This is a genomic window from Enterobacter sp. P82 (assembly GCF_037053385.1).
Taxonomy (GTDB): domain Bacteria; phylum Pseudomonadota; class Gammaproteobacteria; order Enterobacterales; family Enterobacteriaceae; genus Enterobacter.
In genome coordinates this window covers 1534771-1550929 of the sequence record NZ_JBALHX010000001.1, presented here as the reverse complement: position 1 = coordinate 1550929, position 16159 = coordinate 1534771, and the positions used below count along the sequence as shown (strand labels likewise).

Genomic DNA, 16159 nt, shown 5'->3' with positions numbered 1-16159 from the left:
GCTTACCCGTCACTGTGCGACCCACCCACCATCCATGTTCCATGCGACGCCCCGGACATTTACGGCGCTGTCGCTGCACAAAAATAGCGCCAGTTCGCCCAACTGTTCCGGGGTGACAAACTCACCTGAAGGCTGTTTCTCCGCCAGAAGCTGGTCTCGTGCCTGGTCTGGTGCGACGCCATCGGCAATGCGTTTGTCGATTTGCTGTTGTACCAGGGGAGTCAGTACCCAGCCCGGGCAGATCGTATTGGCGGTAATCCCCGTGCGCGCGGTTTCGAGCGCCAGGGATTTCGTAAAGCCCACCACGCCATGCTTGGCGGCGACATAGGCTGACTTTTCTTTTGACGCGACTAGCCCATGAACGGAGGCAATGTTAATGATACGGCCCCAGTTTTTCTCACGCATGGCAGGCAGTGCCAGCCGGCTGGTGTGAAACACGGAAGAGAGATTCAGTGCGATAATGTCGTTCCATTTCTCTACCGGAAATACCTCAACAGGGGCCACATGCTGTATTCCGGCATTGTTAATCAGAATGTCCACACTACCAAACTGCGATTCGGCGTAGCGCATCATGGCTTCAATTTGCAGTACGTCACGCAGGTCTGCATCGTGATAGCCCGGCTTTTGGCCGAGTTGCGCAATCTCTTCTCTTGCTGATTCGCTGTCGCCGAAACCGTTGAGGATCAGCTGCGCCCCGGCCTTCGCCAGCACGCGGGCGATCCCAAGTCCAATACCGCTTGTCGAACCGGTCACCAGAGCGGTTTTACCCTTCAGATTCATTTTTCTCTCCTTAAACAATGCCGGTCAGATAGAACACGGCAATGACAAAAAGTACTGCCAGACTTTTTATGAGGGTGATGGCGAAAATACCGCCGTAGGCCTGACGATGACTCAGGCCGGTGATTGCCAGCAAGGTAATCACCGCGCCATTGTGGGGAAGCGTATCCATACCACCGCTTGCCATTGAGGCCACGCGGTGCAGGACTTCCAGAGGAATATTGGCGGCGTGTGCGGCGGCAATAAACGTGTCAGACATTGCTGCGAGTGCAATGCTCATCCCCCCGGAGGCGGAACCGGTGATCCCGGCGAGGACGGTCACGCTGATCGCTTCGTTTAACAGTGGGTTTGGGATCGCAGCCAGCCCTTTGGACAGCACCAGAAAACCAGGCAGTGCAGCAATAACGGCCCCAAAACCATATTCAGAGGCCGTATTCATCGCTGCCAGAATAGCGCCGCTGACCGCCGTCCGGCTGCCTTCAGCCAGACGCCCGCGAATATTGCGAAAACCAAAAATCAGCACCAGCATGATGCCGGAGATCAGCGCCGCCTCCACGGCCCAGATGGCGGTGATTTTACTCACCTCGGTCACAATCGGTTTCGCCAGACCTGGCAGGGTGAGCTCATGGCTCGTACCGTACCAGCCAGGGATCCAGCGGGTAAACAGCAGGTTGAGGATACCCACCAGCAGCAAAGGGGAGATAGCAATCAGCGGATGTGGCAGATTTATGTTGTCTGGCGTTTCTGGTTCATTTTTGAGGTCCGAGCCGTAACCTTCATTGTTATTGAGTGCTTTACGGCGCTGACGCTCCAGCCAGAGCAGGCCAAAACAGATAATAAACAGGGAACCGATCACCCCAAGCCACGGCGCGGCCCAGGCGTTAGTACCAAAGAAGCTGGTGGGGATAATGTTCTGGATTTGAGGCGTGCCGGGCAGGGCGTCCATGGTAAACGAAAATGCCCCCAGCGCCACAGTGGCCGGGATCAGCCGTTTGGGGATACCGCTCTGGCGGAACAGTTCGGCGGCAAACGGATAGACCGCAAATGCCACCACGAACAGCGAAACACCGCCATAGGTCAACAGCGCACACACCAGGACTATGACCGGTATCGCGTGGCGACGACCGAGGATCCGAATGGCGGAGGCGACTATCGAGCGTGAGAAACCGGAAAGCTCAATCAGCTTGCCAAAAACGGCACCCAGCAGAAACACCGGGAAGTAGAGCTTGACGAAGCCCACCATTTTTTCCATAAACAGACCGGTAAACGTCGGGCCGACAGCCCCCGGGTCGGTCAGCAACACTGCACCCAGTGCCGCAATCGGCGCAAACAAAATAACGCTATATCCGCGATAGGCCGCCAGCATCAGCAATGCCAGTGCCGCCAGGGCAATTAACACACTCATTACGACTCCTCACTATCATTGTTATATTCGGGTACCAACGAGATGTTTAACGCTCGACGGTCAGAGCGATACCTTGTCCGCCACCTACGCACAGGGTGACGAGCCCTTTTTTAGCCCCCTGACGTTGCATTTCGTACAGCAGCGTGACGAGAATGCGGCAGCCGGATGCGCCAATCGGATGACCCAGCGCAATCGCGCCACCATTAACATTCACCTTACGCTCATCCCAGCCGAGCAGCTTGCCCACCGCCAGCGCTTGCGCAGCAAAGGCTTCATTGGCTTCAATGAGATCCACGTCATCGAGCGTCCAGCCAGCCCGCGCCAGTGCCGTCTGACAGGCGCTGACCGGACCGATGCCCATCACAGACGGGTCAACGCCCGTCACGGCGTAACTCACGATGCGGCCCAGGATCGGCAAACCGCTTTCCCGCGCTTTTTCCTCGCTCATCAACAACACCGCAGCGGCACCATCATTGAGCGTTGAGGCATTACCCGCCGTGACCGTACCTTCCTCGTGTAAAAACGCGGGACGCAGTTGCGCGAGTTGTTCTGCGGTGGTTCCCGGCCGGGGCTGTTCATCACGGCTGACAATCAGGGGCGGCTTTTTACCCTGTTTCACCGTCACTGGCACTATCTCGGCGTCGAATCGACCGGATTCAACCGCGGATGCAGCTTTTTGCTGCGACCGGGCGGCAAAGGCGTCCTGCTGCTCGCGCGAAATGCCGTACTGTCGGGCGATGTTTTCTGCGGTGATCCCCATGTGGTAATCGTTGAACGCATCCCATAGCCCGTCGGTAATCATGCTGTCCTGCAGGCCCGTATGACCAAAACGCAACCCTGAGCGCGCACCGTCCAGCAGATAAGGCGCGTTGCTCATGCTCTCCTGACCACCCGCGATAACCACGTCGGCATCACCACAGCGGATCGCCTGCGCGGCCTGTTGCACCGCTTTTAAGCCCGCACCACACACCAGATTGACCGTGGTGGCGGGCGTTTTGACAGGTAACCCGGCGCGGATTGCCGTCTGGCGCGCGGGGTTTTGTCCACAACCTGCCGTTAGCACCTGACCAAAAAGCAGCTCGTCTATTTGATATGCATGCAAACCGCTGGTCGCAAGCAGGTGTTGTACCGCTACTGCCCCCAGTTCAACTGCAGAAAGGGAGGCGAGCGAACCGCGAAAACCACCCACAGGGGTTCGCGCTGCCCCGACAATCATGACGTTTTTCATGTTGAGTCCTCAGTTGAAGCGCATCTCGCGAACGTCGTCCGCCACTGTTATTTTCCCGGCCGTTTTCGCCACGATCTCGTCGATACTCACCCCCGGAGCGTATTCCCGAAGAATGAAGGTGCCGTCCTTGATCTCCAGCAACGCGAGGTCGGTTAAGACCCGACGGATGCAGCCCACGCCCGTGAGAGGCAGCGTGCAGCGGGGGAGCAGTTTTGATTCACCACTTTTTGAGGCGTGAGTCATCACCACTATGATGTTCTGTGCCCCGGCAACGAGATCCATTGCTCCTCCCATCCCTTTCACCATCTTCCCGGGGATCATCCATGAGGCGATATTTCCTTCGACATCCACTTCAAACGCACCCAATATGGTCAGATCGACATGACCGCCACGGATCATGGCGAATGACTGAGCCGAGTCGAAAATGGCAGCACCGATCCGCGCGGTCACCGTCTGTTTACCGGCGTTAATCATGTCGGCATCGAGGTTCCGTTCATCCGGGAATTCCCCCATTCCCAGCAGACCGTTTTCCGATTGGAGCATCACATCCATCCCCGGCGGAATGTAGTTCGCCACCAGGGTAGGGATGCCGATCCCCAGGTTGACGTAGTAACCGTCGCGCAACTCGCGAGCGACGCGCATTGCCATCTGTTCACGGGTCAACATTGTCAGACTCCTTCCGCGCGCAGCGTGCGTTGTTCAATGCGTTTTTCAAACTGGCCGACAATCAGCCTGTCGACGTAAATTCCCGGGGTGTGAATGGCAGACGGAGGCAGTTCACCTGGTGGCACAATTTCTTCCACCTCCACAACAGTTATCCGGCCCGCCGTGGCCATCAGCGGATTAAAGTTTTGCGCGGTATGGCGATAGATAACGTTGCCGTACCAGTCCGCTTTCCAGCCTTTGATGAGCGCGAAATCACCCGTAATGGCCTCTTCGAGGACGTAGTGTTTACCTGCAAACTGGCGAATTTCTTTGCCTGCCGCCACGGGAGTGCCATAGCCGGTGGCGGTGTAAAATGCCGGAATGCCCGCGCCACCCGCGCGCACTTTTTCTGCCAGCGTCCCCTGAGGCGTGAGTTCAATCTCCAGCTCGCCGCTCAATACCTGTTGCTCAAACAACGCGTTCTCACCCACGTAAGACGCCACCACTTTGCGTACCTGCTGCGTCTCAAGCAGTATTCCGAGGCCGAAACCATCCACGCCGCAGTTGTTTGAAACCACCGTCAGGTCGTTCACCTGACGGCGTCTGACCTCTGCAATCAGGTTCTCAGGGATCCCGCACAAGCCGAAACCGCCTGCCAGCAATGTCATCCCGTTCGTCAGCCCTTCCAGCGCCTGCGCATAGCTACTGACGCGTTTATCCAGTCCCGCCATCGTCATCTCTCCCGTTGTCCGTGCAGGTATCATTAGGGGCGGTGACTCATTTGTTAATTTTGAATTTGTGACCCACTCATTTGGTTTTTTTATTAATTTCCTGTTAACTAAAATTTTTCAATTAGTTAACAGGATAAAAAATGAGAATGAGTGTCAAACAGTTACGTGCGTTTTTAGCGGTAGCTCACACTCTGAATTTCGCGCACGCCAGCGAACGGTTAAATCTCTCCCAGCCGGCACTGAGCCTGACGATTAAAGGTCTTGAGGATGCGCTGGGAGGGCCGTTGCTGCAGCGGAGCACGCGTAAAGTAGCGCTGACGCAGGAAGGTGAGACGTTTTTACCCATGGCACGGCAACTGCTTGCCGACTGGGATAACGTCGAAGAGGCGATGCATCAATGTTTTACGCTTCAACGTGGCAAAATCTCGGTCGCGGCCATGCCGTCTTTTGCCGCGAATGTCTTACCGGAGGTACTCAAAGCTTTTCGCGATCGCCACGCCGGGATCAACGTTACCGTGCATGATGTCATCAACGAACATGTGATTGAGATGGTTCGGGAAGGGCGAGTGGAGATGGGGATCGCGTTTGAACCAGCACCCACGCATAACCTGCTGTTTACGCCACTGGGTCTCGACAGATTTGTTGCCATTGTGCCGAAAGATTCCTCTCTGGCCAGTAAAAAACGCTTGTCATGGGAAGAGCTGCTGGCGCTGGACTTCATCACCCTGCAGCGGCCCTCAGCGGTACGTCTGATGATGGAAGAGGAGCTGGCCCGAAGCGGCAGAAAACTGGATGTGGCGCTGGAGAGTCATCAACTGGTGACGGTGGGGCGGATGGTCGCCAGTGGATTGGGCGGCAGCGCTGTTCCGGCATTGTGCGAAACGCAGATGGCAGCGTTAGGAGCGGTCTGTATTCCGCTGGATAACCCGCTTATTGAAAAATGCATTGGCGTGATCCACCCAGGGCACACGCAGCTTTCAAAAGCGGCGCGTGCCCTGCTGGAAACACTGAAGGATTTTTATCAGCCTGGTCAGGGGGGATGAGAAGGCTGATCTGAACGACGTCAGAAGCGCGTATCCACCGCCGCAGCTAGCTTATCCAGCAGCAGTTCGCTGTCTTCCCAGCTCAGGCACGGGTCGGTGATCGACTGTCCGTACACCATCTGCTGTCCGGCAACAATCTTCTGCGTGCCTTCCTTGATGAAACTTTCGGCCATAATCCCCGCGATAGCGGTTGAGCCGCTGCGGATCTGCTGGCAAATTTCATCGCACACATCTAACTGGCGGCGATGCTGTTTCTGACAGTTACCGTGGCTGAAATCCACGACCAGATGTTCCGGGAGGTCGAACTCTGCCAGCGTTTCACAGGCGGCCGCAATATCTTCCGCGTGATAGTTGGGTTTCTTCCCACCACGCATAATGATATGCCCGTACGGGTTACCGCTGGTCTGGTAGATGGTCATGTGACCGCTCTTATCCGGCGACAGGAACATGTGGCTGGCACGGGCAGCGCGGATCGCATCTACCGCGATACGGGTGTTGCCATCCGTCCCGTTTTTAAAGCCGACCGGACAGGAGAGGGCGGAGGCCATCTCACGGTGGATTTGGCTTTCGGTGGTACGTGCGCCAATTGCGCCCCAACTGATGAGATCGGCGATAAACTGCCCGGTCACCATATCGAGAAATTCGGTCGCCGTTGGTACGCCCAGTTCGTTGACCTGCAGGAGCAGTTTGCGCGCCAGCTCAATACCGTGGTTCACACGGTAGCTACCGTTCAGGTCAGGATCGGAAATCAGGCCTTTCCAGCCCACCACGGTACGCGGTTTTTCAAAGTAGGTTCGCATCACGATCTCAAGGCGATGCTGGTATTTGTCCCGCAGCCCCTGAAGTCGTTTGGCGTAATCCATTGCGGCATCCAGATCGTGGATGGAACAAGGCCCAATCACCACCAGAAGACGTTTGTCTTCACCATTCAGGATTTTTTCAATGCGCCGGCGGGAAGCCGTGACATGTTCCGCAACGGTGGCGGAAACAGGATGCCGCAGTGCCAGTTCAGCCGGGGTAACCAGACTGTCGATGCGCGCAGTGCGGAGTTCGTCGGTTTTATTCATGGAATGTCTCAGAAAATTTTTGCTTCATCGGCAGACTACCGGGAAGTGATGGGCATCACCTTAAACCAATCCCTGCTGATTTCAAGTTCGGGGCGACTCTGCCCCGTGGTTGTGGGTGATGATACCTGAATCTGAGTTAATGTACTAGCATATTAGTACATGCGGCGATTAAGTCCCATAATGTCGAGAATTTTGGTGGCAATCTCTTCGACCGAATAGTTAGTACTGTTCAGCCATGGGATCTGGTTCTTGCGGTACAGCGCTTCCACTTCGGAAACTTCCATTCGACACTGACGCATTGAGGCATACCGGCTGTTCTCGCGGCGTTCTTCGCGGATCGCTGCCAGACGTTCCGGGTTGATCGTCAGACCGAACAATTTATGTTGCAGAGGCTTAAGGGCGGCAGGCAGCACCAGGTTATCCATGTCGTCAGCAATAAAGGGGTAGTTTGCGGCACGAATACCAAACTGCATCGCCAGATAGAGGCTGGTGGGCGTTTTGCCGCAGCGCGACACGCCAAGCAGGATCACCTGCGCCTGGTCAAGATTACGCAGCGAGATACCGTCGTCGTGTGCCAGGGTGTAATCAATGGCAGCAATACGCGCATCGTACTTGGTCAGATTGCCGGGGTTTAGCCCGTGGGTACGGTGAGCGATCGGGGTCGGGTCAAGCTTAAGCTCGCTTTGCAGCGGAGCCACCAGTGCCTGGACGATATCCTGACAGAAGCCTTCACTTTGCAGAATGATGGAGCGAATCTCGGGGATCACGATCGAGTAGAACACCAGCGGGCGGACGCCGGTCTGCTGGTAGATGGCATCAATCTGGTCCTTCACCGCTTTGGCGCGGCTCTCATTTTCGACAAACGGCAACGTGATGCTGTTAATCGAAACGGGAAACTGCGACATCACCGCATGGCCCAGCACCTCGGCGGTGATCGCCGTACCATCAGAAATATAAAAAACGTGGCGATCGACAGCATTATCCATTTTACTCACCCTGAATATCATACCTAATTGTCTGAAAGCATAAATTAAAAAAGTAAATTACACAGCAAAGAACTTATCTTAATTATAAATGAAACGGTGTTTTTGATTTTCCTGAAAAGTGGATTTCATTTTTCAAATAGCGACTTTATTTTTGTGGTTTCTGGCTGAATATATAGGAATCATCGGGTTCGTGGGTGATGGGAAAGTATCCGAAAAGTTGAAAATTTAAATTGCTTACACGATTCACCGTTTTTTTAGCGCTAATAAATATGCCACTATAAATACGTAGTCAGGTGTTACTTACTCCGATCAAATATCACAAAAGGATTGTTTCGATGTCCAACAATGGCTCGTCACCGCTGGTGCTTTGGTATAACCAACTCGGCATGAATGATGTAGACAGAGTTGGGGGCAAAAATGCCTCCCTGGGTGAAATGATTACAAATCTGTCGGGTATGGGTGTCTCCGTACCAAACGGGTTTGCCACAACTGCCGATGCGTTTAACCTGTTTTTAGACCAGAGCGGCGTGAACCAGCGCATTTACGACCTGCTGGATAAAACGGATATTGATGACGTTACCGAGCTTGCCAAAGCCGGGGCGCAGATCCGCCAGTGGATTATCGACACACCTTTCCAGCCGGAACTGGAAAAAGCCATTCACGATGCGTACAACCAGCTCTCTGCTGACGATGCGCAGGCCTCCTTTGCCGTGCGTTCTTCTGCAACCGCAGAAGATATGCCAGACGCCTCGTTTGCCGGGCAGCAGGAAACCTTCCTGAACGTGCAGGGATACGATGCCGTGCTGGTGGCGGTGAAGCACGTGTTTGCTTCCCTGTTCAACGACCGTGCTATCTCTTATCGCGTGCACCAGGGCTATGACCATCGCGGCGTAGCACTTTCTGCAGGTGTTCAGCGCATGGTGCGCTCGGACGTGGGCTCATCCGGCGTGATGTTCTCCATTGATACTGAATCCGGCTTCGACCAGGTGGTGTTTATCACCTCCGCGTGGGGTCTGGGTGAGATGGTGGTTCAGGGGGCGGTCAACCCTGATGAATTCTATGTCCACAAACCAACGCTGGCTGCTGGTCGCCCGGCGGTGGTGCGCCGCACCATGGGCTCGAAAAAAATCCGCATGATCTATGCCCCAACCCAGGAGCATGGCAAGCAGGTTAAGATTGAAGATGTGCCGCAGGAGCAGCGTGACCGCTTCTCCCTGACCGACGCTGAAGTTCAGGAACTGGCGAAGCAGGCGGTACAGATTGAAAAACACTACGGTCGTCCAATGGATATCGAATGGGCGAAAGATGGGAACACCGGCAAGCTGTTTATCGTCCAGGCTCGTCCGGAAACCGTCCGCTCACGCGGTCAGGTCATGGAGCGTTATACGCTGCACGCGCAGGGTAAAATCGTGGCGGAAGGTCGTGCTATCGGTCACCGCATCGGTGCTGGTCCGGTCAAAGTGATCCACGACATCAGCGAGATGAACCGTATTGAGCCAGGCGACGTGCTGGTGACCGACATGACCGACCCGGACTGGGAACCGATCATGAAGAAAGCGGCGGCTATCGTCACCAACCGTGGCGGTCGTACCTGTCACGCAGCGATCATTGCCCGCGAGCTGGGCATTCCTGCGGTTGTCGGCTGCGGTGATGCCACTGAGCGCATGAAAGACGGACAGAATGTGACTGTCTCCTGCGCCGAAGGCGATACTGGCTACGTGTATGCCGATATCCTCGACTTCAGCGTGAAAAGTTCCAGTGTTGAAACCATGCCGGATCTGCCGCTGAAGATCATGATGAACGTTGGTAACCCGGACCGCGCGTTTGACTTCGCCTGCCTGCCGAACGAAGGTGTGGGCCTGGCGCGTCTCGAATTTATCATCAACCGTATGATCGGCGTTCACCCGCGTGCACTGCTGGAGTTTGATGATCAGGATCCGAAACTGCAGAACGAAATCCGCGAGATGATGAAAGGCTATGACTCGCCGAAAGAGTTCTACGTCGGCCGTCTGACCGAAGGGATTGCCACCCTGGGTGCCGCCTTCTACCCGAAACGCGTGATTGTGCGTCTGTCTGACTTTAAGTCTAACGAATACGCCAACCTGGTGGGCGGCGAGCGCTATGAGCCGGAAGAAGAGAACCCAATGCTGGGCTTCCGTGGGGCTGGACGTTACGTGTCCGACAGCTTCCGCGACTGCTTCGCGCTGGAGTGTGAAGCGGTGAAACGCGTGCGCAACGACATGGGACTGACTAACGTCGAAATCATGATCCCGTTTGTGCGTACGGTGGATCAGGCGAAAGCCGTTGTGGACGAGCTGGCGCGTCAGGGGCTGAAGCGCGGCGAGAACGGGCTGAAGATCATCATGATGTGTGAAATCCCGTCCAACGCCCTGCTGGCCGAGCAGTTCCTGGAACACTTCGACGGTTTCTCAATCGGTTCGAACGACATGACACAGCTGACGCTGGGTCTGGACCGTGACTCCGGCGTGGTCTCTGAGCTGTTCGATGAGCGTAACGAGGCGGTAAAAGCGCTGCTGTCGATGTCCATTCGTGCGGCGAAGAAACAGGGTAAATACGTTGGGATTTGTGGTCAGGGTCCATCCGACCATGAAGACTTTGCCGCATGGCTGATGGAAGAGGGGATTGATAGTCTCTCCCTGAACCCGGACACCGTGGTGCAAACCTGGCTGAGCCTGGCAGAACTGAACAAGTAACACCACCATAATCCGAAAAGGCGAGGAGATTATTCCTCGCCTTTTTTATTTCTCCTCTTATTTGCTCCCCATCACAAATAAAGTAAAAAACCAAATATCATAATTTGTCTGTTAATTTAGACAATTGTTAGCGCGCAAACCGTTGCTAATACTTGAGCCTTACTGCGCATTTCCCTACCGATGATGCGCAACTGGTTGAAATACGTTTTAACCTGATAAAAAGGCAAATAACAATGACACTTTCTTCTGTATTGCGTACCAAAGATAAAATAGGTTACGGCTTAGGTGATATGGCCAGCGCGCTGGTCTGGCAAACGGCTACGTTATTTCTTGCTTATTTCTATACAGACGTTTTTGGGTTGCCCGCCGCGATTATGGGCACCATGTTTTTAGTGGTACGTGTGGTCGATGCGTTTGTCGACCCGTGCATTGGTGCACTGGTCGACCGTACGCAAACGCGTCATGGCCGTTTCCGTCCCTGGTTGCTGTGGTTCGCCATTCCGTTTGGCGTGAGCTGCCTCATCACCTTCTATGTTCCGGACGTGGGACCTACGGCGAAAATTGCGTATGCCTGTGTGACCTACGCGATCTTAAGCCTGATTTATTCCGCGATTAACGTACCTTACTGCGCCATGCCCGGCGCGCTGACGCTGGATCCGCGCGAGCGTCACTCTCTGCAGTCATGGCGCTTTGGCCTGTCGTTTATCGGTGGGTTGATTGTTACGGTTATTGCCCTGCCGCTGGTCTCATTGTTAGGACAGGGCAACGTGCAGAAAGGCTATTTCTATGCCATGAGCCTGATGGGACTACTCGGGATTGTACTGTTCTTCTGCTGCTTCCTGATGACTCGCGAGCGTTATTCTCCGCGCAATGATACCTCCGGCTCCATGCTCACCGATTTAAAACTGCTGGCCGGAAACAGCCAGTGGCGTATTGTGTTCGTGTTTAATATTTTGCTGTTAACGGCGGTGGTGACGCGCGGTTCCGCCACCATGTATTACGTCAACTATGTGCTGTTGCGTCCGGAGCTGGTTTTTGCCTTTATTGTTTCCGGAATGGTGGCCTCCTTAAGCGGCGCATTATTATCCGAACGGTTGCTGGGCAAATTTGACCGCGTCCGGGCCTACCAGTGGACCATTATTTCCTTCGTCATCTTCGGCGCGCTGATTTTCTTCCTTCCCCCTTCGCAGGTCTGGCTGATCTTTGGCCTCAATATTGTCTTTAGCTTTGTGCAAAACCTCACCACACCGCTCCAGTGGACCATGTTCTCCGATGTGGTCGACTACGAAGAGCACCGCAGCGGTCGTCGCCTGGACGGGCTGGTTTTTTCCACCGCGCTGTTTGCCATCAAATTTGGCCTGGCGCTGGGTGGGGCGGTCGTCGGCTGGGTCCTTGGTATGGTGGATTACGCCCCGGGACAGGCAACTCAGGCACCGCATGTTCTCTCTACCATTAATGCACTGTTCACCCTTATCCCTTGCGCATTGTTCCTCTGCATGGTCGCGCTGCTTGCTATCTACAAACTTAACAGCCGGCTGGTGGATTCCATTGCCCGGGAGCTGGCCAGCAAACGTGAGGTGAGACCTGACCCGGGGCAGCTCAGCCCGGCAACCCCTTCCGCACTACAGGAGTAAAATATGACAGCTATCTATAAGGACGCGGGACGTCCCGTGCACGAGCGCGTCGCCGACTTACTGGCACGTATGACCCCGGAAGAGAAGTTCGCCCAGATGCATGCGTACTGGCTGATCCTCGATGAAAACGGTAACCATCGTGAGCGCAGCGATCTGAGTGATGAATTCTCCGGCGTGAGCGAGCAGGCTGCGCTGAGCGAACGGTTAAAGCTGGGCGTCGGGCAGATCACCCGTCCGCTGGGTACCCATATCGTTGAAGCACAAACTGGCGTGCGCGCCGCTAACCGCCTGCAGCGGATGATGATGGAAGAGACGCGTCTCGGCATACCGGCGCTGTTCCATGAGGAGTGCCTGGTGGGGCTGCTGTGCAAAGAGGCCACGCTGTTCCCGTCGTCTCTGAACTACGGCTCTACCTGGGACCCGGACCTGGTGCAGCGAGCAGCAGAACAGATTGGCAAAGAGGCGCGGTCTGTGGGCTGCCAGCAGGGGCTGGCGCCGGTGCTGGATGTCTCTCGCGATGTCCGTTGGGGGCGTACTGAAGAAACCTTTGGCGAAGATCCCTGGCTGGTGGGCGTGATGGCCACTGCCTACGTGAAGGGCTTACAGGGCGATAAACGCGATCTGCTGGCGACCCTGAAACATTACGTGGGTCACTCGTTCAGCGAAGGCGCACGCAACCATGCGCCGGTACACCTTGGCTTTAGCGAGCTTAATGATACCTTCCTGTTACCGTTTGAAATGGCGGTGAAGCTGGCTAATGCCGGTTCCGTGATGCCAGCCTATCACGATATTGATAATCAACCTGGCCACAGCGACCACTTCCTGCTGACTACTGTGTTGCGCGAACAGTGGGGATTCGACGGGATTATCGTGGCGGATTACGGTGGTGTAAGCCTTCTGCATCAGCATCATGGTGTCTCACATGATGCGACTGAATCTGCCGCACTGGCCTTCAACGCCGGGCTTGATATCGAACTGCCGAAAGACGACTGCGCGCGCCATCTGGCAGAAGCCGTTGAGCGTGGACTGATCTCCATGGCCAAAGTCGATGAAATCATGGGCCGCTTACTGACTGAAAAATTCCGTCTGGGTCTGTTTGAAAAACCGTATGCCGATGAACATGGCATTGATCTGCAGAATGATGTCACCCGCCAGGTCGCGCGGGATGTGGCGACCCGTTCGCTGACACTACTTGAGAATAACGGCATTTTGCCTCTGGGTGGTAAACCCCGCGTGGCGGTGGTGGGGCCGACAGCAGACGACCCGCTGGCGTTGCTCAGCGGTTACAGTTTTCCGGTGCATTTGATCATCAGCGATATGGTAGAAGAGACCTCGCAGGTCACGACCCCGCGTGCGGCGCTGGAGCATTATCTCGGTGCCTCGCGGGTTCGCTACGCCAAAGGGTGTCACATCATCGAAAAACGGATGGCAGGTGCGCCGGTCTTCCCGGGCGACAGCGGCGGCAAACCGATGCAGCAGTCACCGGTTTCTCAATGTACTGATTTGATCCCCGAGGCTGTGAACGTTGCGCAAGAGAGTGATGTGGTAGTGGCTTGCGTTGGCGACCTCGCCGGATTGTTCCAGAGCGGCACGGTAGGGGAAGGGTCTGATACCGATTCTCTGAATCTGCCGGGTGTGCAGCAGCAACTTCTGGAGGGGCTGGTAGCCACTGGCAAACCGGTGATTGTCGTGATGACCGGAGGGCGACCATACAACCTTCAGGGACTGGAAGATAAAGTAGCGGCGCTCATGATGGCCTGGGCTCCAGGGCAGGAAGGGGGCTGGGCGATTGCGGACGTACTGACAGGGCGTGCGGAACCGCAAGGGCGTCTGGTAGTGAGTGTACCGAAAAGTGCCGGGGCAATGCCGTATTACTACAATCACAAGCTCAAAAGCGGCGGTACGCCGTTTGCGTTCCATTTCGGGTCTCGTTATCCGTTTGGTTTCGGCCTTGGCTGGACGCAGTTTAACTGGGGAACGGCGCGTGTGGCCGGATCCCACGTGCCGGTCGACGGTGAGGTAGTACTGAGTGTGGACATCACCAATGTCGGAGAACGCAGTGGCAGCGAGGTGGTGCAGGTTTACGTCAGGGATAAGGTTGCCACGCAGGTACGGCCACTTCAGGAGCTGAAGGCATTCCAGCGCGTCACGCTCTCGCCGGGCGAAACCGCCACGCTCACCTTTATGCTGCCAGTTGAGATGTTCAACTTCACCCGTCGGGACGGAAAACGCATTGTTGAGCCGGGTGAGTTTGAGTTGCAGATTGGCGCATCGTCGACGGATATCCGCGAGGTGGTGACGGTTAATGTGACAGGTGAAACGCGGGTGTTGTCTGCGGAGTGGCGGATGCTCAGTACCTGTCAGGTTAAGCGCGCGTAGTCAGGACAAAAAAAAGCCCATCGTGGGAGATGGGCAAAGACTACACACAGCAATTCGTTGTTTCACTCAGGGGATTTCCATGCTTATAAACCAAGGTGTTGATTTATAACCGTGTGCTAATACTAGGCATTGTGTTATTTAGCGTCGATCAGATTCGTCTCAATAGTTAAAGAGACGTAAAGATTTCTTGAGGTTAGCAGCAGATTTAGTACAGGGAAGGTGGGTCTGACCAGTGCTTAATGAATAAATTGTTTAGCATTGTTTAAGTGTTAAAGATGCCGGGTAAGCATAGCTTACCCGGCACTACGGTTACTGACTGTTCTTATCTTCCAGCTCTTCCAGCTCATTCAGGATGAGGTCCGGGTCAGTACCCGGTGGCGGAACTTCATGCACCCAGGCGGAGAACAGACGCCATGTCACGGCGAGAAGCACAGGGCCAATAAACAGGCCAATCATGCCAAAGGCAATCAATCCACCAATAACACCTGAGAGGATCAGGATCAGCGGCAGGTCAGCACCCATGCGGATGAGTATTGGACGAATGACGTTGTCCATCGTGCCAACCACGCAGCTCCACACCAGCAGAACCGTTCCCCACGTGGTATCACCTGTCCAGTAAAGCCAGATGATGCTGGGGACCAGTACCAGCAACGGTCCCAGTTGCGCAAGACAGGTCATCAACATCACAACGGTAAAGACGGTGGCGTACGGCACACCGGAAATTGCCAGACCGACACCACCCAGTATCGCCTGCACCAGCGCCGTTACCACAACGCCAAGCGCAACCGCGCGCACAGCCTGTGCAGCCAGCAGTACCGCTGCGTCACCCCGTTTGCCCGCCAGACGGGTAGCAAAATGACGAACACCCAAAGCAACTTGCTCACCACGCCAGTAGAGCAGGGCACTGAAGACCAGCATCAGGGCACAGTGCATCATAAAGCGACCGATATGCGCCGCCTGTCCCACAAACCAGGTGGTGGTGGTACCAATATAAGGGCGCACTTTCGCCATCAACGCGCTGCCGCCCATCTCCAGCAGGCTATGCCAGCCGCTATAGAGTTTGGCACCCACCACGGGAATACTGTTTAGCCAGGCGAGATCCGGTAACGTCAGATCGCCACTGGTAATGGCTCGAATTATCGGACCACTGGAATCCACCAGGCTATTCACCAGTAAAGCAATGGGAATAATAAACAGCAGGAACAACAAGAGTGTCATAACCAGCACGGCTAACCCGCGGCGGCCAAACAGCAGCTTCTGCAAACGCAACAGTAAAGGCCACGTGGCAACGACAACGGTCGCAGCCCAGGCGAAGCCGAGAATAAAGGGTTGAACAATCCACAGACACGCAATAATCATGAGAGCCAGGAACAGCACCGACAGCAAGATTTGCGCAACATCCCTGGGCTGGCGAAGATTGACCATATTTGAAACTTCCTTTAATGAACACCAGCGTGGCTGGCGGGAACGGAAAACCGCGTCTCTCTAATCATTAGTGATCTCGGCGATTTTTGACAGGCGGATTTTGCCCGTAATTCTACGAAGCACAT

12 protein-coding genes and 1 other RNA gene are annotated in these 16159 nt (G+C 55.2%); 4 read left to right on the top strand and 9 right to left on the bottom strand.

Features of this window, described 5'->3' with window-relative positions; translation table 11 throughout:
* Window positions 1–9 precede the first annotated feature (9 nt).
* Genes WB237_RS07235 through WB237_RS07215 form a run of 5 tightly spaced genes read right to left on the bottom strand, consistent with a single transcriptional unit; the run spans window position 10 to window position 4786 of the window.
* Complete coding sequence (locus WB237_RS07235; RefSeq protein WP_208593881.1) at window positions 10–780, bottom strand: 3-hydroxybutyrate dehydrogenase; 771 nt, start codon at window positions 778–780, stop codon at window positions 10–12.
* A 10-nt stretch (window positions 781–790) separates the two neighbouring features.
* Complete coding sequence (locus WB237_RS07230) at window positions 791–2182, bottom strand: GntP family permease (RefSeq protein ID WP_114979399.1); 1392 nt, start codon at window positions 2180–2182, stop codon at window positions 791–793.
* Between the two features lie 46 nt (window positions 2183–2228).
* Window positions 2229–3410, bottom strand: a complete 1182-nt coding sequence (locus tag WB237_RS07225) for an acetyl-CoA C-acetyltransferase (RefSeq protein ID WP_336211906.1) — start codon at window positions 3408–3410, stop codon at window positions 2229–2231.
* A 9-nt stretch (window positions 3411–3419) separates the two neighbouring features.
* On the bottom strand, window positions 3420–4076 hold the full coding sequence (locus WB237_RS07220) for a CoA transferase subunit B (protein WP_336211904.1): 657 nt from the start codon (window positions 4074–4076) through the stop codon (window positions 3420–3422).
* Between the two features lie 2 nt (window positions 4077–4078).
* Window positions 4079–4786 (bottom strand): CoA transferase subunit A, encoded by a 708-nt coding sequence (locus WB237_RS07215; RefSeq protein ID WP_336211902.1) that lies wholly within the window; start codon window positions 4784–4786, stop codon window positions 4079–4081.
* A gap of 140 nt (window positions 4787–4926) precedes the next feature.
* Between WB237_RS07215 and WB237_RS07210 the strand changes: the two genes are divergently transcribed.
* The gene (locus tag WB237_RS07210) at window positions 4927–5829 is read left to right on the top strand and encodes a LysR family transcriptional regulator (RefSeq protein ID WP_336211900.1); all 903 of its coding nucleotides are present in this window, start codon (window positions 4927–4929) and stop codon (window positions 5827–5829) included.
* 20 nt (window positions 5830–5849) lie between these two features.
* Here the strand turns inward: WB237_RS07210 and aroH are convergent, their stop codons facing one another.
* Window positions 5850–6896 (bottom strand): 3-deoxy-7-phosphoheptulonate synthase AroH, encoded by a 1047-nt coding sequence (gene aroH / locus WB237_RS07205; RefSeq protein ID WP_114979404.1) that lies wholly within the window; start codon window positions 6894–6896, stop codon window positions 5850–5852.
* A 152-nt stretch (window positions 6897–7048) separates the two neighbouring features.
* Window positions 7049–7882: a posphoenolpyruvate synthetase regulatory kinase/phosphorylase PpsR gene (ppsR, locus tag WB237_RS07200; protein WP_028017244.1), complete on the bottom strand. Its 834-nt coding sequence runs from the start codon at window positions 7880–7882 to the stop codon at window positions 7049–7051.
* Window positions 7883–8217: 335 nt separating this feature from the next.
* On the opposite strand from ppsR, the gene ppsA reads away from it, so the two are divergent.
* The 3 genes from ppsA (at window position 8218) to WB237_RS07185 (ending at window position 14609) form a co-directional block, all read left to right on the top strand.
* On the top strand, window positions 8218–10596 hold the full coding sequence (gene ppsA / locus WB237_RS07195) for a phosphoenolpyruvate synthase (protein WP_336211897.1): 2379 nt from the start codon (window positions 8218–8220) through the stop codon (window positions 10594–10596).
* A gap of 233 nt (window positions 10597–10829) precedes the next feature.
* Window positions 10830–12230 (top strand): MFS transporter, encoded by a 1401-nt coding sequence (locus WB237_RS07190; protein WP_129324530.1) that lies wholly within the window; start codon window positions 10830–10832, stop codon window positions 12228–12230.
* Window positions 12231–12233: 3 nt separating this feature from the next.
* On the top strand, window positions 12234–14609 hold the full coding sequence (locus tag WB237_RS07185) for a glycoside hydrolase family 3 N-terminal domain-containing protein (protein ID WP_336211895.1): 2376 nt from the start codon (window positions 12234–12236) through the stop codon (window positions 14607–14609).
* Between the two features lie 5 nt (window positions 14610–14614).
* Here WB237_RS07185 and rprA read toward each other — a convergent pair.
* An RNA gene (gene rprA, locus WB237_RS07180) (antisense sRNA RprA) lies at window positions 14615–14722 on the bottom strand.
* Window positions 14723–14918: 196 nt separating this feature from the next.
* Window positions 14919–16034 (bottom strand): AI-2E family transporter YdiK, encoded by a 1116-nt coding sequence (gene ydiK / locus WB237_RS07175; protein WP_336211893.1) that lies wholly within the window; start codon window positions 16032–16034, stop codon window positions 14919–14921.
* Between the last annotated feature and the right edge of the window lie 125 nt (window positions 16035–16159).